This is a genomic window from Ornithinimicrobium murale, assembly GCF_003352835.1.
GTDB classification, from domain to species: domain Bacteria; phylum Actinomycetota; class Actinomycetes; order Actinomycetales; family Dermatophilaceae; genus Ornithinicoccus; species Ornithinicoccus muralis.
In genome coordinates this window covers 56,008-81,798 of the sequence record NZ_QLVD01000010.1, presented here as the reverse complement: position 1 = coordinate 81,798, position 25,791 = coordinate 56,008, and the positions used below count along the sequence as shown (strand labels likewise).

General features: G+C 69.9%; 22 protein-coding genes and 1 tRNA gene. 4 read left to right on the top strand and 19 right to left on the bottom strand.

What is annotated here, in order from left to right:
- Positions 1–3 precede the first annotated feature (3 nt).
- From DPQ65_RS03625 to DPQ65_RS03605, 5 genes are all read right to left on the bottom strand, one after another.
- On the bottom strand, positions 4–669 hold the full coding sequence (locus tag DPQ65_RS03625) for an ArsR/SmtB family transcription factor (RefSeq protein ID WP_114906018.1): 666 nt from the start codon (positions 667–669) through the stop codon (positions 4–6).
- A complete protein-coding gene (locus tag DPQ65_RS03620; protein WP_114906017.1) occupies positions 662–1,972 on the bottom strand; it encodes an MFS transporter in 1,311 nt (436 codons plus the stop codon). Before DPQ65_RS03620 ends, DPQ65_RS03625 begins: the two co-directional genes overlap by 8 nt.
- Positions 1,969–3,330, bottom strand: a complete 1,362-nt coding sequence (locus tag DPQ65_RS03615) for an MBL fold metallo-hydrolase (RefSeq protein ID WP_114906016.1) — start codon at positions 3,328–3,330, stop codon at positions 1,969–1,971. Before DPQ65_RS03615 ends, DPQ65_RS03620 begins: the two co-directional genes overlap by 4 nt.
- Positions 3,331–3,387: 57 nt before the next feature.
- On the bottom strand, positions 3,388–4,602 hold the full coding sequence (locus tag DPQ65_RS03610; protein ID WP_202862992.1) for a cysteine desulfurase family protein: 1,215 nt from the start codon (positions 4,600–4,602) through the stop codon (positions 3,388–3,390).
- 809 nt (positions 4,603–5,411) lie between these two features.
- Positions 5,412–5,603, bottom strand: a complete 192-nt coding sequence (locus DPQ65_RS03605) for a hypothetical protein (protein WP_114906015.1) — start codon at positions 5,601–5,603, stop codon at positions 5,412–5,414.
- Between the two features lie 390 nt (positions 5,604–5,993).
- Here DPQ65_RS03605 and DPQ65_RS03600 point away from each other — a divergent pair, with 390 nt between their 5' ends.
- Both DPQ65_RS03600 and DPQ65_RS03595 read left to right on the top strand, forming a co-directional pair.
- On the top strand, positions 5,994–6,404 hold the full coding sequence (locus DPQ65_RS03600) for a four-helix bundle copper-binding protein (protein WP_114906185.1): 411 nt from the start codon (positions 5,994–5,996) through the stop codon (positions 6,402–6,404).
- A gap of 97 nt (positions 6,405–6,501) precedes the next feature.
- A complete protein-coding gene (locus DPQ65_RS03595) occupies positions 6,502–7,107 on the top strand; it encodes a DUF305 domain-containing protein (protein ID WP_114906014.1) in 606 nt (201 codons plus the stop codon).
- Between the two features lie 1,085 nt (positions 7,108–8,192).
- Here DPQ65_RS03595 and DPQ65_RS03585 read toward each other — a convergent pair.
- Both DPQ65_RS03585 and DPQ65_RS03580 read right to left on the bottom strand, forming a co-directional pair.
- Positions 8,193–8,771, bottom strand: coding sequence for a DUF305 domain-containing protein (locus DPQ65_RS03585; protein ID WP_202862991.1), 579 nt, complete (start codon positions 8,769–8,771; stop codon positions 8,193–8,195).
- A 204-nt stretch (positions 8,772–8,975) separates the two neighbouring features.
- Positions 8,976–10,049 carry a TerC/Alx family metal homeostasis membrane protein gene (locus tag DPQ65_RS03580; protein WP_114906183.1) on the bottom strand — a complete coding sequence of 358 codons (1,074 nt, stop codon included), beginning with the start codon at positions 10,047–10,049 and terminating at the stop codon, positions 8,976–8,978.
- A 722-nt stretch (positions 10,050–10,771) separates the two neighbouring features.
- Here DPQ65_RS03580 and mobF point away from each other — a divergent pair.
- Positions 10,772–14,584: a MobF family relaxase gene (gene mobF / locus DPQ65_RS03575; RefSeq protein WP_162801997.1), complete on the top strand. Its 3,813-nt coding sequence runs from the start codon at positions 10,772–10,774 to the stop codon at positions 14,582–14,584.
- Between the two features lie 57 nt (positions 14,585–14,641).
- On the opposite strand, the gene DPQ65_RS16000 is transcribed toward mobF, so the two are convergent.
- From DPQ65_RS16000 to DPQ65_RS03530, 9 genes are all read right to left on the bottom strand, one after another.
- Complete coding sequence (locus DPQ65_RS16000) at positions 14,642–14,809, bottom strand: hypothetical protein (RefSeq protein WP_238146662.1); 168 nt, start codon at positions 14,807–14,809, stop codon at positions 14,642–14,644.
- Between the two features lie 155 nt (positions 14,810–14,964).
- Positions 14,965–15,162, bottom strand: coding sequence for a hypothetical protein (locus tag DPQ65_RS03565; protein WP_114906012.1), 198 nt, complete (start codon positions 15,160–15,162; stop codon positions 14,965–14,967).
- Positions 15,111–16,124, bottom strand: a complete 1,014-nt coding sequence (locus DPQ65_RS03560) for a hypothetical protein (protein ID WP_114906011.1) — start codon at positions 16,122–16,124, stop codon at positions 15,111–15,113. Before DPQ65_RS03560 ends, DPQ65_RS03565 begins: the two co-directional genes overlap by 52 nt.
- Positions 16,125–16,626: 502 nt before the next feature.
- Positions 16,627–17,862 carry a tyrosine-type recombinase/integrase gene (locus DPQ65_RS03555; protein ID WP_114906010.1) on the bottom strand — a complete coding sequence of 412 codons (1,236 nt, stop codon included), beginning with the start codon at positions 17,860–17,862 and terminating at the stop codon, positions 16,627–16,629.
- Between the two features lie 244 nt (positions 17,863–18,106).
- The gene (locus tag DPQ65_RS03550) at positions 18,107–19,027 is read right to left on the bottom strand and encodes an amino acid ABC transporter permease (RefSeq protein ID WP_114906009.1); all 921 of its coding nucleotides are present in this window, start codon (positions 19,025–19,027) and stop codon (positions 18,107–18,109) included.
- Entirely contained in the window at positions 19,024–19,704 is a 681-nt protein-coding gene (locus DPQ65_RS03545) for an amino acid ABC transporter permease (RefSeq protein WP_114906008.1), read from the bottom strand. Before DPQ65_RS03545 ends, DPQ65_RS03550 begins: the two co-directional genes overlap by 4 nt.
- A gap of 123 nt (positions 19,705–19,827) precedes the next feature.
- Positions 19,828–20,721: a glutamate ABC transporter substrate-binding protein gene (locus DPQ65_RS03540; protein ID WP_114906007.1), complete on the bottom strand. Its 894-nt coding sequence runs from the start codon at positions 20,719–20,721 to the stop codon at positions 19,828–19,830.
- A 37-nt stretch (positions 20,722–20,758) separates the two neighbouring features.
- Positions 20,759–21,532 carry an amino acid ABC transporter ATP-binding protein gene (locus tag DPQ65_RS03535; RefSeq protein WP_114906006.1) on the bottom strand — a complete coding sequence of 258 codons (774 nt, stop codon included), beginning with the start codon at positions 21,530–21,532 and terminating at the stop codon, positions 20,759–20,761.
- Positions 21,533–21,621: 89 nt separating this feature from the next.
- Positions 21,622–21,695: transfer RNA gene (locus DPQ65_RS03530), tRNA-Ile, on the bottom strand.
- Positions 21,696–21,972: 277 nt separating this feature from the next.
- On the opposite strand from DPQ65_RS03530, the gene DPQ65_RS03525 reads away from it, so the two are divergent.
- Complete coding sequence (locus DPQ65_RS03525; protein WP_114906005.1) at positions 21,973–22,488, top strand: DUF3145 domain-containing protein; 516 nt, start codon at positions 21,973–21,975, stop codon at positions 22,486–22,488.
- Between the two features lie 216 nt (positions 22,489–22,704).
- On the opposite strand, the gene DPQ65_RS03520 is transcribed toward DPQ65_RS03525, so the two are convergent.
- From DPQ65_RS03520 to DPQ65_RS03510, 3 genes are all read right to left on the bottom strand, one after another.
- The gene (locus tag DPQ65_RS03520) at positions 22,705–23,841 is read right to left on the bottom strand and encodes a glycosyltransferase (RefSeq protein ID WP_114906004.1); all 1,137 of its coding nucleotides are present in this window, start codon (positions 23,839–23,841) and stop codon (positions 22,705–22,707) included.
- Positions 23,842–24,095: 254 nt separating this feature from the next.
- Entirely contained in the window at positions 24,096–25,346 is a 1,251-nt protein-coding gene (gene fabF, locus DPQ65_RS03515) for a beta-ketoacyl-ACP synthase II (protein ID WP_114906003.1), read from the bottom strand.
- Positions 25,347–25,483: 137 nt separating this feature from the next.
- Entirely contained in the window at positions 25,484–25,732 is a 249-nt protein-coding gene (locus DPQ65_RS03510) for an acyl carrier protein (protein WP_114906002.1), read from the bottom strand.
- Between the last annotated feature and the right edge of the window lie 59 nt (positions 25,733–25,791).

Sequence of the window (25,791 nt, the reverse complement as noted above, 5' to 3'; positions counted from 1 at the left end):
GGGTCAGGCGGCGTCGGTCACCAGCGGCAGCCCGGCGAGGCGCCACTCGAGCACCCCGTCGGAGGTTCGACGGGCGTCGTGTCCGGAGGCGGTGAGCAGGCGCACGGCGTCGTGGGCCAGGACGCAGTAGCGGCCGCGGCAGTAGGCGATGATCTCCTGGTCGGCGGGCAGCTCGCCCAGCCGGTCGGCCAGGTCTCCCAAGGGGATGTGGAGGGCACCGGGCAGGTGGCCGGCGGCGTACTCGGCCTCGGGACGGACGTCGAGGACGAGCGCGTCGCCGCGCTCCAGCCGGTCCCGCAGCTCGTCGGTCCCGATCACCTCCGTGTCGGCCGGCCCGAGGTAGACCCGGGCGGCGTGCCCGGTCTGGGGGCGGTGGGCCTCGGCGACGGTGCGCAGCTGGTCCCACAGCGTGGCGACGTCGTCACCGGTGAGGGAGTAGTAGACCCGCTTGCCCTCGCGGTGGGCCTGCACCAGGCCTGCCTCGCGCAGGAGCTGCAGGTGGGTGGAGCAGGTGCTCATGGCCAGGGCGGCCTCGGCGGCCAGGTGCTCCACGCTGCGCGACCCCTGGGAGAGCAGGTCGACCAGCTCCAGGCGTGCCGGGTGGCCCAGCGCCTTGCCGACGGTGGCGAACTCGGCGAGCAGGCCCTGCTTGCTGGAGCGGTCACCCACGGGCGGCCTCCTCGTGGTCGGTGCTCAGGGGTCGGTGGTGGGTCTCGTACATACGGACGGCGACCACGAGCGCCGAGGCGAGGCTGACGCCGGCGGCGACCCAGACGGCGGCGCGCAGGCTCCACAGGTCGGCGACCACCCCGCCCATGACCGCCCCGACCGCATACCCCAGGTCCCGCCATACCCGGTAGACGCCGACGGCCCGGCCACGCCACTCCGGATGCGCGACGTCCCCGATCGCGGCCAGCAGGGTCGGGTAGACCATCGCGGTCCCGGCCCCGAGCAGCACGGTGCCGAAGGCCCACACCGTGAAGGTGTCGCCCAGGGCGATGACCACGAGGGCACCGGCCTGGGTCAGCATGCCGGTGGTGATCAGGTGCTTGCGGCCCCACCGGTCGGAGAGGGCCCCGGTGAACAGCTGCCCGACGCCCCACACCCCCGGGTAGAGCGCGAACAGCACCCCGATCTGGTCCACCCGCAGCCCGGAGCTGGCGAACAGCAGCGGGAACAGGCCCCAGGACAGGCCGAAGTTGAGGTTGTTGACCAGCCCGGCCTGGCTGGCCGAGGACAGCGCCGGCTCCCGGTAGCTGGTCTGGGCGAACACCTCGCGGCTGCTCAGCTGCCCGTGCAGGTGGTCGTGCCGGCCGTCGGCGCGCGGGGTGTGGGTGGCTGCCTCGACCTTCGCGTGGTCACGGGTTTCCCGCACCACCAGCGTCGACAGCCCCAGCGCCAGCGCGGTGTAGGCCAGCCCCAGCAGGAACGGCGCCGGCCGCAGGCCGTGCTCGACGGCGAGGTACCCGGCGGCCATCGAGGTGAGCGAGACCGCGCCGTAGCCGGCGGCCTCGTTCAGGCCCATCGCCAGCCCCCGCTGGCGGGGACCGACCAGGTCGATCTTCATGATGACCGTCGTCGACCAGGTCAGGCCCTGGTTGATGCCCAGCAGCACGTTGGCGGCGATCACCCAGCCCCAGCTCGGGGCCCAGATCAGCAGCAGCGGGACCGGGATGGCGAACAGCCACCCGGAGATCAGGACAGGTTTGCGGCCGTAGCGGTCCGACCAGGTCCCGGCGAAGTAGTTGGCCGTCGCCTTGGTGATCCCGAAGGCGGTGACGTAGGTGAAGATGAACGTGTACCCGGTCAGGCCGAACTCGGTCTCGGCCAGCAGCGGCAGCACCGTCTGCTGCTGCCCGACCATGCCGCCGACCAGCGCGTTGACCGCCACCAGGAGCGCGAACTGGGCGGCGTTGGCCTTCAGTCCCAGATCGACCGGGCGGGCGGTGCCGGGGGCACCCTTCGTGCTCATTCGGCGACCTCCACCGAGCCGCCGGTGGCCTCGGCCCAGTCCTGGGGGCCGCCCTGCAGGACCGTGACCTCGGCATCGCCGGCGCCGGCCAGCAGGCTGGCTGCGCCCATCGCCCGTTCACCGTGCCCGCACATGACGACGGTGGGGCCGGCAGGCAGGTCGGGGCCGGGTGAGGTCAGGGACCCGAGCTCGACGTTGACCGCCCCAGGCACGTGCCCGGCCTCGAACTCCTGCCGCTGGCGCACGTCGATGACCGTGCGCCCGCCCAGCGCTGCGGCGTCCACGAGCGGGATCGTGCCCGTGGGCCCTCCCGCGGCGGTCCAGGCGCCCATGCCGCCGTCGACCTCACCGACGATGCGGTCGTGGCCGATCTTGCGGGCCTGCCACAGGACCTCCCCCGGGTCCTGGGTCTCGTCGCGGACGATGACCAGGGGCCGGTCGTGCTCGGTGAGCCACCCGAGCCAGGTGGCGAACACGGGCCGCAACGGGATCGAGACCGACCCGGGGACGTGGGCGGCACTGAAGGCGTCGACCGGACGCACGTCCACCACCAGCGCACCGTCGGCCACCAGCTGCTGGACCTGGCCGACCGGCAGCGCGGCCAGCTGGTCGTCCTCACCGACCAGCGGCGGTCCCAGCCGGTTGATCTCACCCAGGCGCAGGAAGTAGGGCGGGAAGGTGCCCAGGGAGTCCAGCAGGGACCGGACGAACGTGTCCTCGTCCTCGGCGCGCAGCAGTGCGTTGGTGGCCCGCTCGGTCCCGATGGTGGAGGTGCGTTCGGTGCCGGGAGGGGCCGAGCAGAACGACCCCGCTCCGTGGGTCGGCCACACGCTGACGTCGTCGTCCATGGCGGCCAGACGCTGCAGCGACCGGTACTGCGCCCTGGCCAGCTCCTCGGTGCGCTCCGGGGCGACCAGGTCGGTCCGTGCGGCCGAGCCCACGATCAGGGACCCGCCCGTGAACACTCCCACCGTCGTGGGGCCGTCGAGCAGCTCGAACGCCACGTGCTCGTGGGTGTGGCCCGGCGTGGACAGGGTCCGCAGCCGCAGGCCGCCGAGGTCCACCTCGTCCTCGTCGGCCACAGCCAGGTGCGGGTACTCCCGGTTCCCGGCCGCCGAGCCGATGATCCGCGCCCCGTCGGTCCGGGCCAGCTGCACCGCTCCTGTCAGGAAATCAGCGTGCAGATGGGTGTCCGCCGCATACGCCACAGACAGCCCTCTGCCCTCCGCGACCTGTCGCACCGCGCGCAGGTCGCGGCTGACGTCGACCGCCAGCGCCCGCCCCTCACCCAGGTCGACCAGGTACGCGGAGTTGCCCAGGCCCTCGTCCACCAGAGGGACGACGTTCACGTCGGTCATGGTCCTACCTCCACAAAAGTCGAAGCTACGACCAGCAGATTACAACCTTTCCCGAAACTATGAAACATCAGCCCTGACATGGTCTGCCGCGATGGCGATGGCCCGTGCTGCGGTGTCGACGTCGGCGGCCGTGGTCCACCGGCCCAGACTGAGCCGCAGTGCGCCCAGGGCCCGGTCGGTGCCGGTCGCCATCGCCTGCAGCACCGGGGAGGGACGGTCCCGCCCGGCGTGGCAGGCCGACCCGGCCGAGGCTGCCACCGTGTCCAAGAGCGGGAGCAGGCTGAGAGCCCGGGTGCCGTCGATGCTCACGTTCAGCGTGTTCGGCAGCCGCTGCTCCCGGTGACCGTTGAGGTGCACCCGCCCGGGCAGCAGGACACGCAGCTGCTCCTCCAGACGGTCCCGCAGCCCGGTCAGCCGGACGGTCTCCCCCCGGCCCAGGGCGTCGGCGGCCAGATCTGCGGCCCTCCCCATGCCGACCGCGAAGGCGACGTTCTCCGTCCCGGCCCGCAGACCCCGTTCCTGCCCGCCGCCGCCGACCACCGGATGCAGAACCACCCCCTCGCGCACGTACAGCGCGGCGATGCCCTTGGGTGCGTACATCTTGTGGCCGACCAACGTCATCAGGTCGACTCCCAGCTCCTCCACGTCCAGGTCGACCTTGCCCGCCGACTGGGCCGCGTCCGTGTGCAGCAACACCCCCCGCTCCCGGGTCAGTGCCGCGATCTCCCGGATCGGCTGCAGGGTCCCGGTCTCGTTGTTGGCGTGCATGACCGACACCAGGACCGTGGCCGGCGTGATGGCCTCGGCGACCGCGGCCGGGTCCACCAGGCCGTGCCGGTCCACCGGCAGAACCGTCACGTCCACGCCGTGCCACCGGCGCAGCTCCTCGCAGGCAGCCAGGACCGCCGGATGCTCGGTCGCCTGCGTGACCACGTGCGGACCCGCCCCACCGGCACCAGACTCGGTGTCCTCCGGCCCGGACACGGAACCCAGCACGGCACCGCGCACCGCCAGCAGGTCCGCCTCCGATCCCGACCCCGCGAACACCACGGTGTCCGACCCAGCCCCGACGAACGCGGCCACCCGCCCCCGGGCGGCCTCCAGTGCCTCCCGGGCGGCCACACCCGCGGCGTACGAGCTGGACGGGTTGCCGAACTCACCCGAGAGCCACGGCAGCACCGCCTCCAGCACCGAAGGATCCACCGGCGTGGTGGCGTTGTAGTCCAGGTAGACGCCCCCACCGCCATCGGGGGGATCTGCTGACACGCTCACCACCGGCCTCCGTCATTGCTCACCACCCACCACCGGGGCGCCTCCCCAGCGGTCTCGAGGAACACCCTCAGCGTAGGCGTGCCCAAGCAACTAGTTGGGGCCTCGACACCACGCGCCGTCCCTCGGGCCTCGCTCATCGGCGGACGGCTTCTGCTCAAGGCAGTCGAAGGTCCTCCCAACCTGGCCGTCCATCTCTCGAACCCCCTTCCCGGCCCTTCTGCGAGAAACGCTGCGGAGGCATCTCGTCGTCGCACGCTTCGTCAATCTTGGTACTGACCCCGGATGGCCGATGCTTCGGCGGGAGGGTGCCTGCCATGGGTCTGAGCACCAGAACCGGCGGGTCGCTGCACGACACGCGCACGGCCTCGTCCTGGAGGCCCCTGGGTCATTCCCAAGAGGATGCTCGCCGCGCGCGGTCCTCGCGCGGGGATGGCAGCTGGCGCAGTCGCGGCAGACGCCCACGTTCTCATCGTGTGCGGTGTACCTGGGCCACAGCTCACCGAGGCCGTGGACCACGAGTTACACCAGATGCCAGGGCCACGGGTGCGTGTCGAGATTTTCAGGACAGCGACACCACCGACGTGCTCGACGAAGCTCACACCCGTCTCCTCGACCCCGCTCCCACCGGCATGACGCGCTCCACCGGCCCGGATCCGAAGATCCGGTGACCTACCGGCACCACGGCGCCGAGGCCGGGCACGACCACGGGGACCACCAGGAGCAAGGAGACCAGGAGGACCCTGCAGGAGAGGGAGCAGAGCCTCTGGCGGGGAACACGCGGAGGTAAGCCCGATCGAGCCCAGACAGGCTCACAGTCGGGACACGGCGATCATCGGGAGGATCCCGAAGCGGAGCACGGTGAGTCCCGCACCCGGGGCCAGCACGGCCGGACCGAGGAGCAGCGCCGGTACGAGGATCCCGGTGGCCACGGAGCTCACGGCGAGGGCAATGCACACCAGGACCACGGCAGAGGTCACGACCAAGGCGGCCACGAAGGACACGGCCAGCAGCAGAGTCCGGGGCTGGGCGCCCTGGTCGGGGTCTGCTCGGCCTCGTCGACACCGTCGTCAGCCTCTTCTACTACCTGCGCTGTATCGCGGCCCCCTGCACCCGCCGCGAGACACCGGGGCACCACCAGGACGCATATACACCAGGTCGATGGTCGCGCACCAGCGAGATCGGGACCCGCAGCGCTGAGCCTCCTCCTGAGCATCGGAGCCGGACCCCTCTGGGCCTCCGTCTCCCTGTGACCGGATGTCCCCGTACGGCCGGTTCCGCTCGCAACCCCTCTCCCCGAGGTCTACCGTCGGGAGGTGGTCGGCTTCCGGCCGGCCCTGCACCAGGTCCAGACACCGGCACCGACGCCGGACACGACGGAAAGGAGCAACACGATGACCGCCCACGTGACCACGATGCTGCAGACCTACCCCAAGGACATGGGGTCGGTCGACCAGCAGAAGCTTGCCGAGTGCATCGAGGCCTGTTTCGAGTGCGCCCAGACCTGCACCGCCTGCGCGGACGCCTGCCTGGCCGAGGACATGGTGGCCGACCTGGTCACCTGCATCCGTAAGAACCTCGACTGCGCCGACATCTGCGCCGCGACCGGCAACGTCCTGTCCCGGCAGACGGGGAACAACGTCGAGACGACCCGGGCGGCGCTGGAGGCCTGCCGCACCGCGTGCCGGACGTGCGCCGAGGAGTGCGAGCAGCACGCCCAGATGCACGAGCACTGCCGGGTGTGCGCCGAGGCCTGCCGCCGCTGCGAGACCGCCTGCGCGGACCTGCTCGCCAGCCTGGGCTGACCAGGAGCAGCCCACCCCTCCAGGTCCCGGACTTCCTCCCGGGACCCCCGTCCCACCCGGCTACACGGACCGGGCACAGAACTCAAAGGAGAACGACATGACGTCGCCGACCTTGCAGAACCGCCGACGCACCAGCTCGATGCTGACCGCCTTGACCCTCGCCCTCGTCCCCGCGACAGGTGTCGCCGTGGTGGCCGCGCCGGCCGCGGTCGCGGATGCCCCGGCGAGCTCGGAGCAGGCGGCACGGTTCGAGGTCGACTTCCTCACCGGCATGATCGACCATCACCACATGGCCGTGATGATGAGCCAGATGTGCCTGGAGAAGGCCGTCCACGACTCGCTGATCGCCACCTGCGAGGACATCATCGCCACCCAGACGGCGGAGATCGAGACCATGCAGGGCTGGCTCATGGACTGGTACGGCCTCGAGCACATGCCCGACATGACAGGGATGCAGTCGATGCAGTGGCTCCACGACCTCGACGGTGAAGAGTTCGAGATCGCCTTCATGCGCGCCATGATCCGACACCACTGGGGCGCGGTCCGGGAGGCGGAGACGTGCCTGGCCCGGGCCGAGCACGACGACCTCCTCGCCATGTGCGAGGAGATCAAGAACGTGCAGCTGAGCGAGATCGAGATGATGCAGACCTGGCTGCAGGAGTGGTACGGCCTGCCCGGCGGCCGCCCGACCAGCACCGCCTGACACGGGCGCCCCCAGGCACGCGGTGCCCGCCCGCGACGTCGCGGGCGGGCACCGCCCCAGGCGTCTGTGCGCAGGGCAACGACGGGCGCAACAGACGGCACCCAGCACGCGAGGGGCTGGCTTCAGAAGCGTGGTTCGTGGTGGTGGGCAGCCGCGTAGGCGTACAAGCACCTCCTCGGCATCGCCGCCCGTGCGCAGGACGTTGTCGTCGAGCTCGGAGGCGAGCTGGTCGATCGCCAGCGACAGCTGCCGACCGCTGCGTCGCACCACCGGCTCCGGGGAGGCCAGCGCCGCGTCGCGCAGTCTCAGGCGTGGGGAAGCTGACGTGCCAGCGCGAGGTCGGGTTCACGTTCCTGAAGTAGAAGCCCTCGGTGTGCTGCCCGAAGTCGATACGTGCCTTGACCACGTCCGCCGCGAGGGTGTCGAGGACCCGGGTCAGCACGGCGGGGTCGGCGTCGTCCACGCTGTCTGCCCACCCGGTGTCGGCCAGGGCCTTGAGCTCGAGGGCGAGGGCTCGGCGGCGGGACAGCGGCGGGTAGATCTGGGTGAACCACGTCAGGGCCGCGGTGAGCAGGGCGAACCCGGTCAGCGCCTGCAGAGGGGACGCGGTCCGGATCCACAGGTCGATCGCCACCATGTCCCCCGTAGCACAGCGCTCAGCGTGACAGCCGACAGGTACACCGCCTCCACGACGTCGGGATAGTCCGCCGGGTCGGGTCCACACCGGAGGAGTACACGAACCCTCCGGGGACGAGCGGCAGGTAGATCAGCGCCCACCCGAGCAGCTGCAGCAGCACCCACACCAGGATCACCGCGACCATCGCCAAAGGGCCCCACCGTGGAGCCCAGCCGGTGCCCGGCCCTCGAGAGCCTCCACATCCCGACCAGCACCAACCGGCTCAGACGTCCCTGACCCGTAGGGTGCAGCAGCGTGTGGAACATGTCGTGAAGACCCGGCCACGATCACCACCATCCCGGCGAGGGTCATCACTACGTCCATCACCACGCGCCTCTGCCGGTGGTCACGAGGAGCCGCAGAGACCCGCGGGTAACGTCGCCGTTCACACTCCAGGGACGGTCGCGCCTCAAGGAGTTCCGCCGAACTCGGGGACGGGTCGCTGCTGGGCCTCCTCGGCGGTGGTGACCACGCCGTTGGTCTTGATGTCGTCCACGAGCCACTTCATCTCGGCGATCTCCTCGCGCTGGGACTCGATGATCTCGTCGGCCAGCTCGCGCACGCGGACGTCGTCGATGTCGGCGCGCTCGCTGGTGAGGATGGCGATCGAGTGGTGCGGGATCATCCCGTTCATGTACGCCTGGTCGTCGACGAGCGTCTGGGAGCGGGAGAGCCACAGCGCGGCCAGGCCCAGGACGAGCGCGCCGGCGATGATCGCGAGGTTGAGCTTGACGTTCTTGTACATCATCCCCCACATGAAGGCGAGCATGATGATGGCCATGGCCGAGCCCATGAGCAGGGCCATGTAGACCCGTTCCTCGCTGAAGGTCATGTGCGCCCAGGTCCAGGCGTTGGTGTAGGTCAGTAGGAACATCGTCACCGTCGATGTGATGATCATCGCGGCGAAGATCAGGTACATCCTCCGCTCGTGCTTCTTGTGCTGCTCGTGGTCCTGGTCGGACTGGCCCTGCTGGTCGTGCTCGGACATCAGCGGGTGCCTCCTCGGGTCGTGGATGCGTGCGGGGGGTATCGGTCAGGCTAGGTGCGGCTCAGGCGTGGGGCTCCTCGAGGCGTCGACGCCCGGCGGGGCGACCGCGGTCGTGGTCGACGGCCACCCAGTCGGGGCCATCGCTGTCCGGAACGAGCTGCAGCCCTACGCGGCCGAAGTTGTCTCCCGCTTTCAGACCACCGGTCAACGTCCGGGCGGTTGAGTTGCGTCGCCGGTGCCGCTGTCACCCTCATGGGTGCTTGCGCCAAGGTGTGCCAGATGCGCGGATCCGGCCGGGTCACCTCCACGGCGGGTGGCGTACAGGCTGGTGCCGGTGACCAGGCCAAGCACGGCCACGATGACGAGCAGGGAGGCCAGCGTCGGGACCTCGGGCACGCCGGGCCAGATGCCGTGGGCCCAGTGCAGGACGAGCTTGACCCCGATGAACCCGAGGATGGCTGCCAGCCCGTAGCCGAGGTGGACGAGTTTGCTCAGGGCTCCCTGCAGGACGAAGTAGAGGGCTCGTAGACCGAGGAGCGCGAAGGCGTTGGTGGCGAAGACGAGGAACGGGTCGCCGGTGATGCCGTAGACGGCCGGCACCGAGTCGACGGCGAAGACGATGTCGGTGGCGAACACGGCGACGACGACCACGGCCAGCGGGGTGAGGGCACGGCGGCCACCTTCGCGCACGACCATCCGGGTGCCCCGGTAGTCCTCGGTGACGGTCACGAACCGGCGCAGCAGCCGCACCGACCGCATCGAGGAGACGTCGATGTCGTGGCTGCCGCCGCTCATTTGGTCGCGCAGGACCTTGACGGCCGTGGCCAGCAGGATGAGACCGAAGAGAAGGAATGCCCAGGTGAAATTGGCCAGCACCGCGGCACCGAGGGCGATGAAGATGGCCCGCAGCACCAAGGCAGCGGCGATGCCGAACAGGAGCACCCGTTGCTGCAGTTCCTTGGGAACGGCGAATGCCGACAGGAGCAGCATGAAGACGAAGAGGTTGTCCACCGACAGGGACTTCTCGACCAGGTAGCCCGTGAGGTACTCCAGGCCGATGGTGGAACCGAACCGCGCCCAGATGTAGCCACCGAACGCCAAGGGCAGGGCGACGTAGAAGATGCTCCACGCGATCGCCTCCTTCATAGAGACCTCGTGCGGCCTGCGAGTCAGCACGAAGTCGAGCGTGAGGAGGAGGAGGACACCCGCCACGGTCACCGCCCACAAAGTCGGCGTGGCGACAGACGAAATGACCGAATCGGTGTCGGCGACAGACATCGACAGCACGAAGAACTCCTGGCGGTACGACGGTTTGGGACTTCTCCACCCTTCCACGTGTTCCCCACGGAGGCTGCGCGAAAGACCCACGGCGGCGTCGCGGAGGGCCGAGGCGCGACGTGAGCCAGGCCAAGACATGAGAACCAGTGCCGGACAGCCGCGGCATCATGTGGGCCGCCCGCTCATCGGCATCTCCGGCGGTTTTAACGCGCGCGAGGCAACGTCCGGCTCTCCGCGGGTGGGGCCGTCTGTCGGGTCACTATGAAGCATCCGACTCTCGGCGGAGTCGTGATGTCACGCACCTCTGGGTGGAGCGCGTCACGCACTCCGTCGGGCAGCGCCGCCCTGCGGCCCACCGCCAGGCATGGTCCCGCGGCATGCCGGACGTGACTAGGCGGCGTTCGGCCCGCCGGCGCCGCAAGGTCGCGACGAGGCGCGACTCGCTCCCGTCGAACGCCCTCCACTGCTGGCCACTGTGACCCGTCACCGTCGCCCTGCGACACGACCACGCCACCCAGACCGGCGACTCTGCGATGTATGCATGCCTGGCCCCGTCCGCTACCGACCGGCTAGCTTCCCGTCCTGGCCCGCGCACAAGATGCGACCTGCAAGTGCACCGACGTCCCTTCCGCTTCTCCTCTCTCTTCACCCGCACACACCTTTTTCATCCTGGCCGACTCCGTGGCCACTCGCCGTCCGGTTGCGGCCTTGGGGGCGTGACGATGACGCTCCACAAGCTGTCGGCGGGGTCGGGGTATGAGTACCTCACCCGCCAGGTCGCGGCGGGGGACGACACCGAGATCGGTCCCCGCGGGCTGGAGGACTACTACGCGGCCAAGGGGGAGTCACCCGGTCGCTGGACCGGCTCCGGCCTGATCGGGATCGACGGGCTCGAGTCCGGCGACCGGGTCACCTCGGCGCAGATGGCGAACCTGTTCGGCGCCGGCCGTCACCCGTTGACGGGTGTGGCGCTGGGTGCGGCCTACCGGGTCTACGACATCGACGCAGGAGGGTTCAACGCGGAGGTCGCCCGCCGGCTGGACGTAGGTGCTGACGGCTCGACCGAGCCTGCGAAGCGACTGGCGCAGGTCGCCGCAGCGCGCAGCGAGGTGGCACGGGAGTACTTCGTCCGTGAGCAGGGGAGGGAGCCGCGTGATGCCCGGGAGCTGGCCTCGGCGGTGGCTCGGTACTCGCGGCCGCAGCGGACGGCCGTGGCGGGGTATGACCTGACGTTCAGCCCGGTGAAGTCGGTGTCGACACTGTGGGCCATCGCCCCGCCCGAGATCCCCCAGGCGGTCGCGGAGGCGCACGACGCCGCGGTGCAGGACGCGTTGGCCTTCCTCGAGCGCCAGGTTCTGTACACGCGAGAGGGTAAGAACGGGGCACGCCAGGTCGAGACCAGGGGGCTGATCGCGGCGGCCTTCACCCACCGGGACTCCCGGGACGGCGACCCCGACCTGCATACCCACGTCGCGGTCGCCAACAAGGTGCAGACGCTCGAGGGCAAGTGGCTCTCGATCTACGGGCGGGTGCTGCACCAGCACGTCGTCGCCACGTCGGAGGTTTATAACACTGCCGTCGAGGCTCACCTGCGTACTGCCCTGGGGGTCCGGTTCGTCGAGCGGGCGGGCGGGACCGGCGACAAGCGACCGGTCCGGGAGGTCGAGGGGGTCGACCGCGCGCTGTGCGAGCTGTGGTCCCGGCGCCGTGGTGACATCACCGCCCGGCAGGAGGTGCTGTCCTGGGAGTTCCTGGAGGCGCACGGGCGGCCGCCGACACCGGTGGAGCAGATCGCCCTGGCCCAGCGGGCCAACCTGGAGACCCGGGCGGCCAAGCACGAGCCGCGATCCCTGGCGACGCAGCGCGAGACGTGGTGGGCCGAGGCGGCCGGGGTCCTCGGGGCGGAGGGGATCGAGCAGATGGTGACGACCGTGCTGGGCCAGGCAGGGCGCCCGGCGGAGACGGTGTCCGGGGAGTGGGTCGACGAGGCGGCGCAACGGGTGGTCGCCGAGGTCGAGGCGCGGCGGGCCACCTGGCAGGTCTGGCACCTGCAGGCCGAGGCCCAGCGCCAGGTCCGCGGCCTGAACCTGGACCCGGACCAGGTCGCTGATGTCGTGGGGCGGGTCGTCGACGCGGCGACGGGGGCGCGCTCGGTCAACCTCACGCCCGACCTGGACCCCGTCCGCGAGCCGGACGGCTTGCGGCGAAGCGACGGCACCAGCGTCTACCGGCACACCGGCAGCGATCGCTACACCAGCCTGCGGGTCCTGGAGGCCGAGGAGCGGATCGCCTCGGCCGCCGCCCGCGCCGATGGTGCTGCGCTTGCCCCTGAGGACGCTCAGCTCGCGATGCTCGAGGCGTCCGTGCGGGGGATGGACCTCAACCGCGGGCAGGCGGGCCTGGTCCTGGCGCTGGCATGCAGCGGTCGCCGGGTGCAGCTCGTCCTGGCCCCGGCAGGCTCCGGGAAGACCACCGCCGTGCGGGTCCTCGCCGACGCATGGCGAGGCCACGTCGGTCCGGTGGTCGGGCTCGCGCCCTCGGCGGCCGCCGCCACAGTGCTTGCCGCGGCGACCGGCGTACCGTCCGAGACGCTGGCCAAGCTCGACCACGACCTCGAGCACGGGCGCCGGTCCTGGCTGGACGAGGCGATCGACCGCGACACCCTCGTGGTGGTCGACGAGGCGGGCATGGCCGACACGCTCACCCTTGACCGCGTGATCACGCACGCGCTGGGTCGGGGTGCCTCGGTCCGGCTCATCGGCGACGACCAGCAGCTGGCCGCCGTCGGTGCCGGCGGAGTGCTCCGCGACATCGCCACCGCCCACGGCGCTGTACGTCTGGACGAGGTGGTCCGGTTCGCCGACCCCGCCGAGGCGCAGGCGTCCCTGGCGTTGCGGGCCGGCGACGCCTCCGCGCTCGGGTTCTACCTCGACCGGGACCGGGTGCACGTCGGGGACCCGGCCACCACCGTCGAGGCCGTCTTCACCGCCTGGTCCAGCGACTGCGCGAGCGGGCGGGACTGCCTCATGCTCGCACCCACCCGCGAGCTCGTCACCAGCCTCAACACCCGCGCCCGGGCCGCGCGCCTGGGAAACAGCACCCCCGGCCGCCAGGTGCTCCTCGCCGACGGCACGCACGCGTCCGCCGGGGACGTCATCATCACCCGGCGCAACGACCGACGGCTGGGCGTCGGGCGCACCGACTGGGTCAAGAACGGTGACCGGTGGACCGTCACCGCCGTCGAAGGACGAGCCCTGCGCGTCCGTCACCTCAGCTCCGGGCTGCGGGCCAGGTTGCCGGCGGGCTACGTCGCCGAGCACGTCGAGCTCGGGTATGCCGCGACCGTGCACTCGGCTCAGGGGCTCACCGCCGACACCATCCACGGCATCGTCACCGGGCAGGAGTCCCGGCAGCTGCTCTACACCATGCTCACCCGGGGTCGGCACGAGAACCACGTGCACGTCGTGTCGGCCATCGACACAGACGGGCACACCTTGCCACTGATCGCCACGACCAGCCCGGCCACCGCGACCGAGGTCTTGCAGGGCGTGCTCGCACGTGACGGCGCCGCGGTCTCGGCGACCACCGAGAGGGCACGAGCAGCCGACCCGGTGGCGTTGCTCCACGACTCGACAACCAGGTACGAGGACAGCCTCCTGGCAGGCGCCGAGATGCTCTTGGGCCCCGGCTGGGGCCATGACCTCGACTCTGCTGCCGACGCGCTGGTCCCGGGCCTGCCCCACGCACCGGCGTGGCCCAGCCTGCGTGCGCACCTGATGCTCACCCAGGCCGACGGCCGCGACGCCCTCCGGTCGCTCACGGAAGCGTCCACCTACCGGGGGCTCGGCGACGCCGACGACCCTGCCGCAGTCCTGCTCTCGCGTCTGGACCGTGCACCGGCGCTCGGTCCACTCCCGTGGCTGCCCGCCATCCCCAAGCGGCTGGCCACCGACCCCGTCTGGGCCGGCTACCTGACCGCGCGTGGGGAACGCGTGCGGGCGCTGGCCACCCAGGTGCGTCAGGGAACCACCCCCGGGCAACCGTGGGCCGCGCCCCTCCCGCACCACCTCAGCCCTGACCTCCTCGCCGACCTCGCCGTGTGGCGGGCCGCCCGAGGCGTCGACCACGCTGACTCGCGACCGGTGGGACCGCCGGACGCAGGGGGAGCGGCCGGCCGGTACGCACGCGGCCTCCTGTGCCGGGTCACCGGTCAGCTGCCCGACGCGCTCCGGCACTGGGAGCATCTGATCGTCGAGCACGTCGGACACCGGGACTGGTTCACCCCGCAGCTGGCCCAGCGGCTGGACCGTCTGCACCGTGCCGGCGTCGACGTACCCGACCGGCTGGAGCAGGCGACTGCCCAGGGCCCGCTACCGGACGACGAGGCGACCTCGGCATTGTGGTTCCGCATGATCGACCCCCAGCAACAGGCCACACCGGCGTCCCGCGGAACCGAGCCGAAACGCGTGCGGATGCGGCCAGAGGATCGCAGTCCTGGCCCCTCCGGTCCCGCCCTGCACGGTCCCAGCCGCTGAGCCCCCGGATGTCAGGGGCTCCTGACTGACCGACCGGAGGCCATTGCGCACATTGAGTTACAGATCGATGAGTAGCGCAAGCGTCTCGCGGACCTCACCGAGGACGACCGGGCCGACGTTTCCCGTGCGCTCGTGGATGCGCGTCGTGGCGACGGAGCGCACATGCTGGCACTGCGCCGACGAGGGCGCCACCAGCCGGTTGGCCTCGTCGGGATCGATGACCACCTCGGTGCTGCTGTGACGGAGCGTCCGGGTCAGGGGAACGAACTGGACGACGTTCGGTTCCCCCCCGCAAGACCCGACGGGCTGTCACCACGATGGCCGGCCGCCGAAGTCCCGCCTCGCTGCCCGAGGGCATCCCGAGATCGAGCTCGACGACATCACCCGGCGTCAGCATCCAGCCACGCACTCTCGTCGGCAGTGAGGTCAGCCGCCAGGTCGCGCCCCATGGCGTCCTGGCGAAGCGCTCGGATCGCGTTGCTCACGGTCTCGTCGATCGTCTCGTGGCGCTCGGCCGCGAGCCGGGTCACCATTGCGTGCGTGTCCCGACTGATACGGATCGTCGTCGTCTCACCCATGAGATCAGCGTAGTCCGGTGTAGACGGATCCGTCTGCATCCGGCGAGGCCAGGGCCCGGCCCGGCAGGCGCTCGGGCCGGGTCGCCAGGCCAACACGACGGCGAAAGGGGTGGCCAGCACCAGCGCCTAGCGCCGCACGTCTCATAGAGATTTGCCGCCCAGACGTGGTCTCGGCTGACGCGGAGGTGGGTCACGGGGGTCGACCGGTGGAACGCCTCGAGGCCGGCGACGGCCCTGGCCGTCCGGCGACGGACCGTCCGCGCCGACGCTTCGTAGTCCTCGGCGACGAGCTCGGCCACCGACGGGGTCATCAGGCCACCCCGGCCCCGTCGCGCGGGTACGTTGAGCCGGGCCGCCTCCCTGGCCACGTCCAGGAGCAGGGCTCGGTCCTCGCGCGTCAGAGCGCCCGTGGCGGCAGCGTCCTCGAGAAGCTCAGCCAGCTCGCGCTCGGGGTCCGGCCCGGTCTCGAGGTCGGGCGCCTCCGGGACCGTCCCCATCGGGACCGCTGATGCCCAGACGCGGTCGCGACGCAGCGCCGCGTCACCGACACCGAGGTCGGCCATCACCTCGCGCCGGGTCCGGGCCAGCAGCCTGGCTGCAACGCGTCGCGGCGGGTCGCCGCGGTAGGACCGAACTGTCAACCACAGCTGTCCGGCGACCAGAGCGTCGATGTCGGGGGAGAGGTCGGCCAGCTGCCTAGCCAGGTTCACCGCTCCCGGGACCAGGAGCCACGTGATCACCGAGACCGCTCCCACGTCGTGCTCGGCCGTGCGCGCGAGTGCCGCCAGCACCGCATCCCTCCCTTCCGGTGCCGTCTGCCCCAGCCAGCGCGGCAGGTCGAGCAGGTCCGAGACGACCAACAGCCCCGGTTCGGTCCGGCCCCAGTCATGCCAGTGGTCCCGCGCCCACCGCATGGGCGGTCGCTCGTGGGTGTCCACCCCAAGACAGATCGCTAAGCTCATCGTCGTCTCCTTCCACACCGCGTCGATGTGGCCCAGACGATGACGTGAGTGCGCTCCCGGTTACGTCTCCGGAAGCGTCCCCCCTGCGCTCCCGCCCGCGCCCCCGACGGCGTCGTCCCGCGTGGGTTGCTGGGCATGCCCGCGTGACTCTGCTGCCGACGTTTGCGCAGGTCACGGTGCGTCCCCCCTGGCGTCCCTAGCAACGTCTCTCCCTGGTGCGGGCGCGTCTCTGGTCCTCTGTCAGGCAGCCGACGCCTGAGCTCCCCTGTCGAGCATCGCCGCAGGTCAGGGCAACGTCTCTGGGAAAGTCGGCCACGTCTCCGGGAAAGTCGGGTTACGTCCCTGGAGAAGTTGGCTACGTCCCTCGCAAAGTTGATGGCGGCCAGGTGGTGACGGGCGACGTGCAGCCCTCAGGGCCGGCCTCCAGCCACCAGGACTTAAGCCGGGGCCCAGTTGACCGGCCGACACCCAAGCGTGCGCAGCTCGTACCGGTCCGTTCCCGTCACCGTTCGCCCGCGGTCCCGAAGTCGACGGCTGCGAACGCAGCCGCGGTGAGCTCGTCCATCCGGCTCTGCGTTGCTCTCACGTAGCGCTCGGCCGCTTGGGTCGAGCTGTCCCCGAGGAACACCTTGACCTCGTCGATGTGCGCCCCGCGCTGGGCCATCCGCGTGGCGCCGGTCGCACGCAGATCGTGAAACCTGATGGGGCGACCCACCGCCTCGCGGACAGCGAGCCAGCCGCCTGAAGCCTTCCGGAACGTCGTCTCGGACAGCCAACCGCCATCGGGGGCGGGGAACAGGAGCCCGTCCCGGCCCGTGCCGCACGATCGCAGGTGTTCGGTGACAGCGTCGACGACGGCGACGGGCATGCGCTGATCGCGTGCTCCCGCCTTGCTCTTGGGGCCCTTCTCGTAGCGACGACCACCTGGGCCGGTGCCGACGGCGCGGTTGACCCGCACGACGGGCGGTGTCGCCCGCAGGTCGATATCGGACTGGCGGAGCGCGATGATCTCGCCGAACCGCAGCCCGCAACCGAGGGCGAGCGCGACCATCGCCCGCCACTCTGGCCGGATGGTCGACATGATCAGCCGCAGGTCCTGGTCGTCGATCACTTCGGTCCGGGCGCGGGAGCGCCCGCCGATGGAGCCGGCACCGTCGATCTTGAATGGGTTCACGGCTCCCGCAAGCACGCCGTCTGCGGCCGTCGCCGTCCGCATGATGGCCGAGCCGAGGGCGTAGCACTCGCGCGTCGTCTTCGGCTTGTCGTGGGGGAGAACGTCCTCGTACCAGCGGAGCACGACCCTCGGGGTGATCTGGTCTAGGGGGAGGTGCCCGAGGGTTGGTAGGAGGTACTTGTCCAGCCAGATCCGGTAGCCGCGACGGGTTGACTCCTGCAGGGGACCGTTCTTGGTCCGGCGCGTGCGGAGCCAGACGGCGGAGTACTCGCCGAACGTGACGACGGCCTCGCGCTCGACCCGTGCTCGCTCGGCCTCGGCGAGCTCGGCGAGGGTGACCCACGCTGCCCCGTCGGCGTTGAGGCGCCGCTCCTCGTCGCGGAGCCAATCCCCGGCAGCCTCCTTGCCGTAGGTGGTGGGTTCAAAGGTATGGGGTGCCGTGACCGTCTGGCCGCCGCGTCCGGAGGGGTGCCCGAGCGGGACCGTGAAGCGCGCCTGCCAGCGTCCCGATCGCATCCGCGTCACCTGCCCGAAGCGCCGGCGGGGCGATCTTGCATCGTTCATGCATCGGATCGTACGGCAAATAGTGTCCTTTGATGGGCCTTCGGCGGGCAGTTGGAGCCGCAGCGATGTGGATGTTTCTGCAGGTCAGGGGCACGTACGTCCGGTTGTGTCTAAGCGAGTCCAACAATCCTGCATGTTGGTTCGAGTCCAACCGGGGGAGCGCACGGAAACGGCCCGGAACCACATGGTTCCGGGCCGTTCTGCGTGTCCGCAACGACACCGTGGTGCCCAGGCTGACTATGGGTCAGCGCACTTCGACGTCATCGCCGTCACCGGCAGCGTCGTCGGGAGCTCGACCGCCGCGTGCCTCGGCACGGATGGCATCCGCACTGCCGATTGCGCCGGCCGTGTGTGCCTTGCGGCGCTGGCGGGCCTCAACCCGCTCGGCGACCTTGCTGAGGCCATAGTTGATCAGGATGAACAGCACCGCCGCGACCAGGTAGGCGGGCACCACATTGAACTCCTGCGAGGCCAGGCGACGAGCCTGGGTGATGAGTTCGGGGTAGAGGATGATGTATCCCAGTGCCGTGTCCTTGGTGATGACCACGATCTGGCTGACGATGACCGGAAGCATGGCGGTCAGGGCCTGTGGCACCTGGATGCTCCGCCGCACCTGCGAGGGCGACAGCCCGATGGACAGGCCCGCCTCGCGCTGTCCGGCTGGCAGCGAGTAGACGCCGTTGCGGATCACCTCACACAGCACCGAGGAGTTGTAGAGGACCAGCCCGGTCACGACGGCTAGGAATGGGTTCCAGCTGTCGGGGGTGCCGGCGTTGTAGGCCAGGAAGAAGAAGGTGAAGATCATCATGATCAGCACTGGCACTGCACGGAAGAACTCCACGAACACGCTTGCCGCCCAGCGCACGGGGGCCATGTCCGACATGCGGGCCATCGCCAGGCCCAGCGCGAGCACCATCGAGATGACGATCGCGACGAGCGCGGCGCGGAGCACATCAATGACGCCGGGAATCAGATAGTTGCGCCAGGTCGACCATTCTACGAAGGGCGTCCACTTCGCAGCCTCGAGCTGACCTGTGGCGTTGAATCGCTCGAGCACCCAGGCGAGGGCTGCCAGCAGCAGCAACACTCCGATGACGGCCAGGATGCGGTGCCGTGCCCGGGCGCGTGGCCCGGGAGCGTCGAACAGGACCTGCTGGGCGCTCATCGCTTCACCGCCAGTCGACTCGACAACGCACTGATGATCAACCCGACGGGCAGCGTGAGCACCACGAAGCCGAGGGCGATCACCGCGAAGCCCAGGAAGAGAACGTCCGGTCTGAACTCAGCAATGTTGTCGAGCTGGTACGCAGGGTCCATCACGCCGATCGCGGAGGCCACGGTCGTGTTCTTGGTCAGCGCAATGAGGGTGTTCCCCAAGGGAGTGATCGCTCCGCGGAAGCCTTGGGGGAGGATGACGTGGCGCAGGCTTTGGCCGAAGGTGAGTCCGATCGAGCGGGCGGCCTCGGCCTGGCCCAGCGGGATGGTATTGACGCCGCTTCGGATCGCCTCACACACGAAGGCCGCGTGATAGACCGACAGGCCCAGCACTGCGAGGCGGAAGTTCAGATCGACGATGAAGGTCGAGGAGTCACGCGAGGCGGGCTCGAGCCCCAGTTGACCCCACAGGACCAGACTGGTGCCGACGATGATCAGGGTCAGGGGCGTGTTGCGCAGCAGGTTCACATAGGACGTGCCGATCGACTGCAGCACCTTGACAGGCGACAGGCGCATGATGGCCACGAAGGTCCCGATGATCAGGGAGAACAGCGCGGACCACAGGGTCAGCCGGATCGTCATCCAGAACGCAGCCAGGAGCTCGAACTCCTGGATCAACTCAAGCATGGGTCTCCTTGGTCAGCGGGCTGCCTGACCGGTGCCCGAGGCGAGGGCGCACGGCCCCCGCGCCGGGGACCGGTCGGCATACTGCACCCGTTGTGGGCAGTATGCCGACCGGCACTCCGGTAATCAGGCCTGGCAGTGGCCGCCGATCTCGGCCGGCGGGTTCAGGTCCGCGTTGGGCGTGTAGTCAGCGGCGCCCAGGTTGTCTTCGATGATCTGCTCCATCGTGCCGTCGTCCCACATGCCCTGGAGGATCTCGTTGACCTCCTCGCAACGGTCGTCCTCCTTGTTGAGGCCGATGCCGTAGTTCTCCTCGCTGAAGGTGTTGCCGACGACCTTCAACTGGCCGGCGTACTGCTCCTGCGCGGCATAACCGGCCAGGATGGTGTCGTCGGTGGTGAGGGCATCGACGGTGCCGGTAGCCAACTGAGACACGCACTCGGAGTAGGAGCCATACTCCTGCAGTTGCACGTCCGGGTAGTCGTCCTTGACGTTCTGCGCGGAGGTGGAGCCCGTCACCGAGCAGAGCAGCTTGCCCTGCATGTCCTCGGGGCCGGCGATGTCGCTGTCGGTCGTGACCAAGAGGTCCTGACCCGCCACGAAGTACGGTCCGGCGAACTGGACCCGCTCGGAGCGCTCGTCGGTGATCGAGTAGGTTGCGACGACCAAGTCCACCTGGTTGGTCTCCAGCAACGTCTCGCGCTGGGAAGAAATGGCCTCTTCGAAGGTGATTTGGTCCTCGGAGTACCCGAGGCCCTCCGCGACGGCCTTGGCGATGTCCACGCCCATCCCGGAGTACGTGTCACCGTCCTGCTGGCCGAGTCCGGGCTGGTCGTACTTGATGCCGATGGTGATGCCGTCGCCTCCGGCGTCGCCGCCTCCGCCTGCTTCGGCCGAGGCGTCGCCGCCGTTGTCACCACCGTCGCCTCCGTCGTCCCCTCCTTCGTCACTGCCACAGGCACTGAGGGCGAGGGCGCCCGCCGCGAGCACGGCGGCGAGTCGGAATGATGTGCGCTGCATGATTCTCTCCTTGGTTGTGGTCACGGTCTGCCTGCCGTCAGTGGGTCAGGATCTTGCTGAGGAAGTCCTGGGCCCGGTCCGTCTGCGGGTTGGTGAAGAACTCCTCGGGGGTGTTCTCCTCGAGGATGGCTCCGTCGGACATGAAGACCACCCGGTCGGCGGCCTTGCGGGCAAAGCCCATCTCGTGGGTGACCACGATCATGGTCATACCGGACTTGGCGAGCTGCACCATCACGTCCAGCACCTCGTTGATCATCTCGGGGTCCAGGGCCGACGTGGGCTCGTCGAAGAGCATCACGGTTGGCTCCATCGCCAGAGACCTGGCGATGGCAACCCGCTGCTGTTGACCACCAGAGAGCTGCGCTGGGTACTTCTCCGCCTGATGCGCGACGCCGACCCGATCGAGCAACTCCATGGCCCGCTTCTTGGCATCAGCCGGCTTCACACCGCGCACCTTGAGCGGCCCCATGGTGACGTTCTCCAGGATGGTCTTGTGCGAAAACAGGTTGAACGACTGGAAGACCATCCCGACGTCGGCGCGCAGCCGGGCCAGGGCCTTGCCCTCCTCGGGCAGTGCCTTGCCCTGGACACTGATCGTGCCGGACTCATAGGTCTCGAGCCGGTTGATGGTCCGGCACAGCGTCGACTTCCCGGATCCAGAGGGGCCGATCACCACCACGACCTCGCCGTGGTGCACGGTCAGATTGATGTCCTTGAGCACGTGCAGGTCACCGAAGTGCTTGTTGACGTCCTGCAGCACCACCAGCGGTTCGTTGGAGGGCTCGGGGAACCCGTTGGCGTCTTCGCTCATGCGGGCACACTACTGAAATGAGCGCCCGACGTGTGGCAAGAACGCGCAGCCGTAACCGAATCGAGTCCAAACTGCAGAGGACTGGTGCGTGGGCCAGGCGGGGCTTGAACCCGCGACCGACGGATTATGAGTCCGCTGCTCTAACCGGCTGAGCTACTGGCCCTAAGCCGGTCGATCCTAACGCGGGGACGCACGACGGCCCGACACAGGCCTTGCCATGGCGTGAACCGCCACCAACGCGCCCGGGTGGGGTCCGAACCGGGGCGCCGATGCGCTCGGTTGGAAGGGCCGCTGGGGCGTGTCGCGGGCGCCGCCACGCCGTGGCACTTGATACTCGTGTGACAACAGAGCACAATGGGTGTCGTCACACAGCGACACCCGCCGAGTGTGGTGCCGAGGCCGTTGGGGAAGACGTCCCTCGCACCAAACAGGAGGTCCGGATGTCTGCTGTGACGCCGCGTATCGTGACGCGCGGGGTGGTGTTCATTCACTCCACCCCTACTGCGTTGTGCCCGCACATCACCTGGGCGCTCGAGGGTGTCCTCGACACCCGGGTGTCGCTCGACTGGGTCCCGCAGCCGGCACAGCCCGGCACCATGCGGGCGGAGTTCTCCTGGACCGGTGACGCCGGCACAGGTGCCTATCTCGCCAGCGCTATGCGCGGCTGGGACGGCCTGCGATATGAGGTCGTCGAGGAAGCCAGCCGCGGGAGCGACGGTGCCCGCTGGACCCACACACCCGAGTTGGGTATCCACCACAGCCGCTTGTCCGCAAACGGCGACATCGTCGTCAACGAGGACCGGATCCGCGGCATCGTGGAGGGGTCCGAGGGCAACATGGCAGTCCTGACCGCCGAGCTCGACATGGCCTTGGGGTCTGCCTGGGACGCAGAGCTCGAGGACTTCCGTCACGCCGGCGAGGGCGCCCCCGTCAAGTGGCTGCACAAGGTCAGCTGACCTGAGCGCTGCTCGGCCGAGCAACGACCAGAGCGGGGACGGGTAGGCGACACACGGCATACCTCAGTCCGTGCCGTCGGCGCGGGCTCCCACCCGAGTCCGTGCAGCACCCCAAGGGGCTCCGGCCGCCCGAATGTGCGCCATGGCGCGCAGAACGGCGGCCACCCCCGGAGCAGCGGTCACGATCGCTATGGCGTTGGTGCGGCCCCCACGCACTCACCTCCTGGAGTGCAGGACCGCCAGCTCCTCATGGATCTCGAGCATGTCGTCCGAGGAATGCTCCCAGTTGAACGTCTCCGCCTGTTCCCGGGCCAGGCGACGGGCGTTCGGGCGCTCACTGAGCTCGTGCACCGCATCAGCGAAGCGTGCAGGATCCGATGGCACCGCGATCCCGCCGCCCCGCACCACCTCGGCCAGCGCGCCCTCGTCGGGGCACACCGTCGGCACCCCGCAGGCCAGTGCTTCCAGAGCCGCGAGCCCGAAGGTCTCCAGCGGTCCCGGCGCGATCGCGACGTCCGCGCGGCGCATCACGGCCGCCAGCTCGGCCCGGCCGTTGATGTAGGAGTGGAAGGTGACCGGCAGGTCCTGCGAGTGCTCGATCAACTCGTTGCGCAGCGGACCATGGCCGAGCACCGTCAGGTGGGCTCTGATGCCGCGGCGGGCCAGGTGCCGGACGGTCTCGATGGATAGCTGCGGGTTCTTCTCCGGGGCCAGCCGCCCACAGTGGATGATGTGCAGCGTGTCATCGTCGGCCCGACTGTGGCCACCGGGCGTCAAACGCTCGTGGGAGTCGTCTGGGTGGAAGACCTCAAGGTCCACGCCCAGTTCGACGACCCGGGCCGGGATCCCGAGCCGACGGAACTCCTCGGCGGCAAACCGGCTCGGGCAGACGATCGCGTCGTAGTCGTGGGCGCTGCGGTTGTTGATGAAGTCGGCCATCCAGACCGCGGGCACGTCCGGCACCGGGGTGCGGCGGACCATGATGCCCGTCATGTTCTCGTGGCTGATCATGATGCTGCCGATGTTGCGGCGTCGCGCCCAGCGCCCCATCCAGCGGGTCGTGGAGCGGTCCGACACCTCGAGGGAGTCCGGGTCGAGGGAGTCCATCAGTGCACTCAGCCGGGCACGCCCCCACATCAGTGAGTAGCCCTTGCCAGGGATCGGCGTGGCGGGGACCCGGTAGACCGTGCCCTGTGGCTCCTCCGTCACGGGCGCCTCGTCCTTGGAGGAGGCCGGGATGATCAGCGAGACGCGGTGCCCGCGGTCCTGATAGGCCTCGCCCCAGTGCCGGAGCGCGGTCTTGATGCCGCCCGAGGTGGGGCTGACAAAGTTGGCGACCCGGAGAATATGCATATCGCGACAGACGCTACCCCGGCTTCGCGGTCAGGTCGCCACCAACCCGCGGGAGCCGGGCCACGTGCGCCACACGATGCGGCCGGTGGCCCGGAGTCCCGGGTCACCGTGCGTCCGGTGGCCGAGATGTCCGGGTCACCGTGCGTCCGGTGGCCGAGATGTCCGGGTCACCGTGCGTCCGGTGGCCGAGATGTCCGGGTCACCGTGCGTCCGGTGGCCGAGATGTCCGGGTCACCGTGCGCCCGGTCGGAAGCTCAGGGGGTGCTGAAGGTCAGCGCGACGTTGGCCCCACCGAACCCGAAGCTGTTGCTGAGTGCAGCCAGGTCGCCGCTCGGGAGCTCGCGGGCCGACCCCGTGACCACATCCATCGGGATCTCCGGGTCCTGCTCGGTCAGGTTGATGGTGGCCGGGATGGAGCGGTGATGCAGCGTCAGGACGGTCAGCACCGCTTCGATCGCTCCCGCCGCTCCGAGCAGGTGGCCGGTCATCGACTTGGTCGCGGTGACCGGGATCTCGTTGCCGTGGGAGCCGAACGCCCGGACGATGGCCCTGGCCTCGGCTGCGTCGCCGACCGGGGTCGACGTGGCGTGCGCGTTGATGTGGACGATGTCGGTGGTGCTCAGACCGCCGTTCTCGACCGCCTCACTCATCGCGCGGGCGGCTCCGGCGCCCTCGGGCTCACCGGCGGTGATGTGGTAGGCGTCGGCCGAGCTGCCGACGCCGGCCAGCACGCCGTAGATCGTTGCGCCACGGGCCAGAGCGTGCTCCTCGGCCTCGAGGATCATCACGGCCGCGCCCTCACCGAGGACGAAGCCGTCGCGGGTCACGTCATAGGGGCGGGAAGCGGTCGCCGGGTCATCGTTGCGCTTGGACAGTGCCTGCATCGCCGCGAAGGCGGCCAGGGGCAACGGGTGGACCGCGGCCTCAGTGCCGCCGGCGACCATCACGTCGGCCCGTCCCGAGCGGATCATGTTGAGCGCCAGACCGATGGCCTCCGCACCCGAGGCGCAGGCGCTGACCGGGGTGTGGGCGCCTGCGCGGGCGGTCAGGTCGAGGGAGACCGCGGCGGCCGGCCCGTTGGGCATCAGCATCGGCACGGTCAGCGGGAAGACCCGGCGCGGCCCCTTGGTGCGCAGGTTGTCCCACTGGTCGAGCAGCGTCCAGACACCACCGATGCCGGAGCCGATGGCGACACCGAGCCGCTCGGGCTCCACCTCGGGCGTGCCGGCGTGCGCCCACGCCTCGCGGGAGGCGATCAGGGCGTACTGCCCCGCCGGGTCGTTGCGACGCACCTCCACCTTGGGCAGCACCTGGTCGGGTGGGGTGTGCACGGTGGCGGCGAAGGTGACCGGCAGCTCGTGCTCGGTCACCCAGCCCTGCTCCAGGGGGCGGACACCGGACGTGCCGGCCTGGATGGCCTGCCAGGTCTCCTCGACGTTGCCGCCGACGGGGCTGGTGGTGCCCAGGCCGGTGACGACGACCCGACGCTCGGGGTTCGCGGACATCTCGTGCTCCTCGGTGGGGGTTGCGGAGGTGGTATGCGGAGGGGCTGCCGGATCGGGTCCGGCGGGGTTCTCGTAGGGCCAGGACCCACGGTCAGGCACCGGCGATCAGCCGCGTGCCTGACCCGTGGGGTGCCTGGTCAGCCCTGGGCGTTGGTGATGAAAGCGACCGCGTCCTTGACGTGGGTCAGGTTCTTGACCTCGTCGTCGGGAATGCGGACACCGAACTTGTCCTCGGCGTTGACGACGACCTGCATCATGGACAGCGAGTCGATGTCCAGGTCCTCCTGGAAGGACTTGTCCATCTGGACAGCGTCGGCCTCGATGCCGGTCTCCTCGTTGACGATCTCGGCGAGGCCGGCGAGGATCTCCTGCTCGTTCAGTGCCATCTGATGTGCTCCTTCTTCTCTTCCATTGGGCTGACCCGGTGAACCCGCCGGGCCTCGGG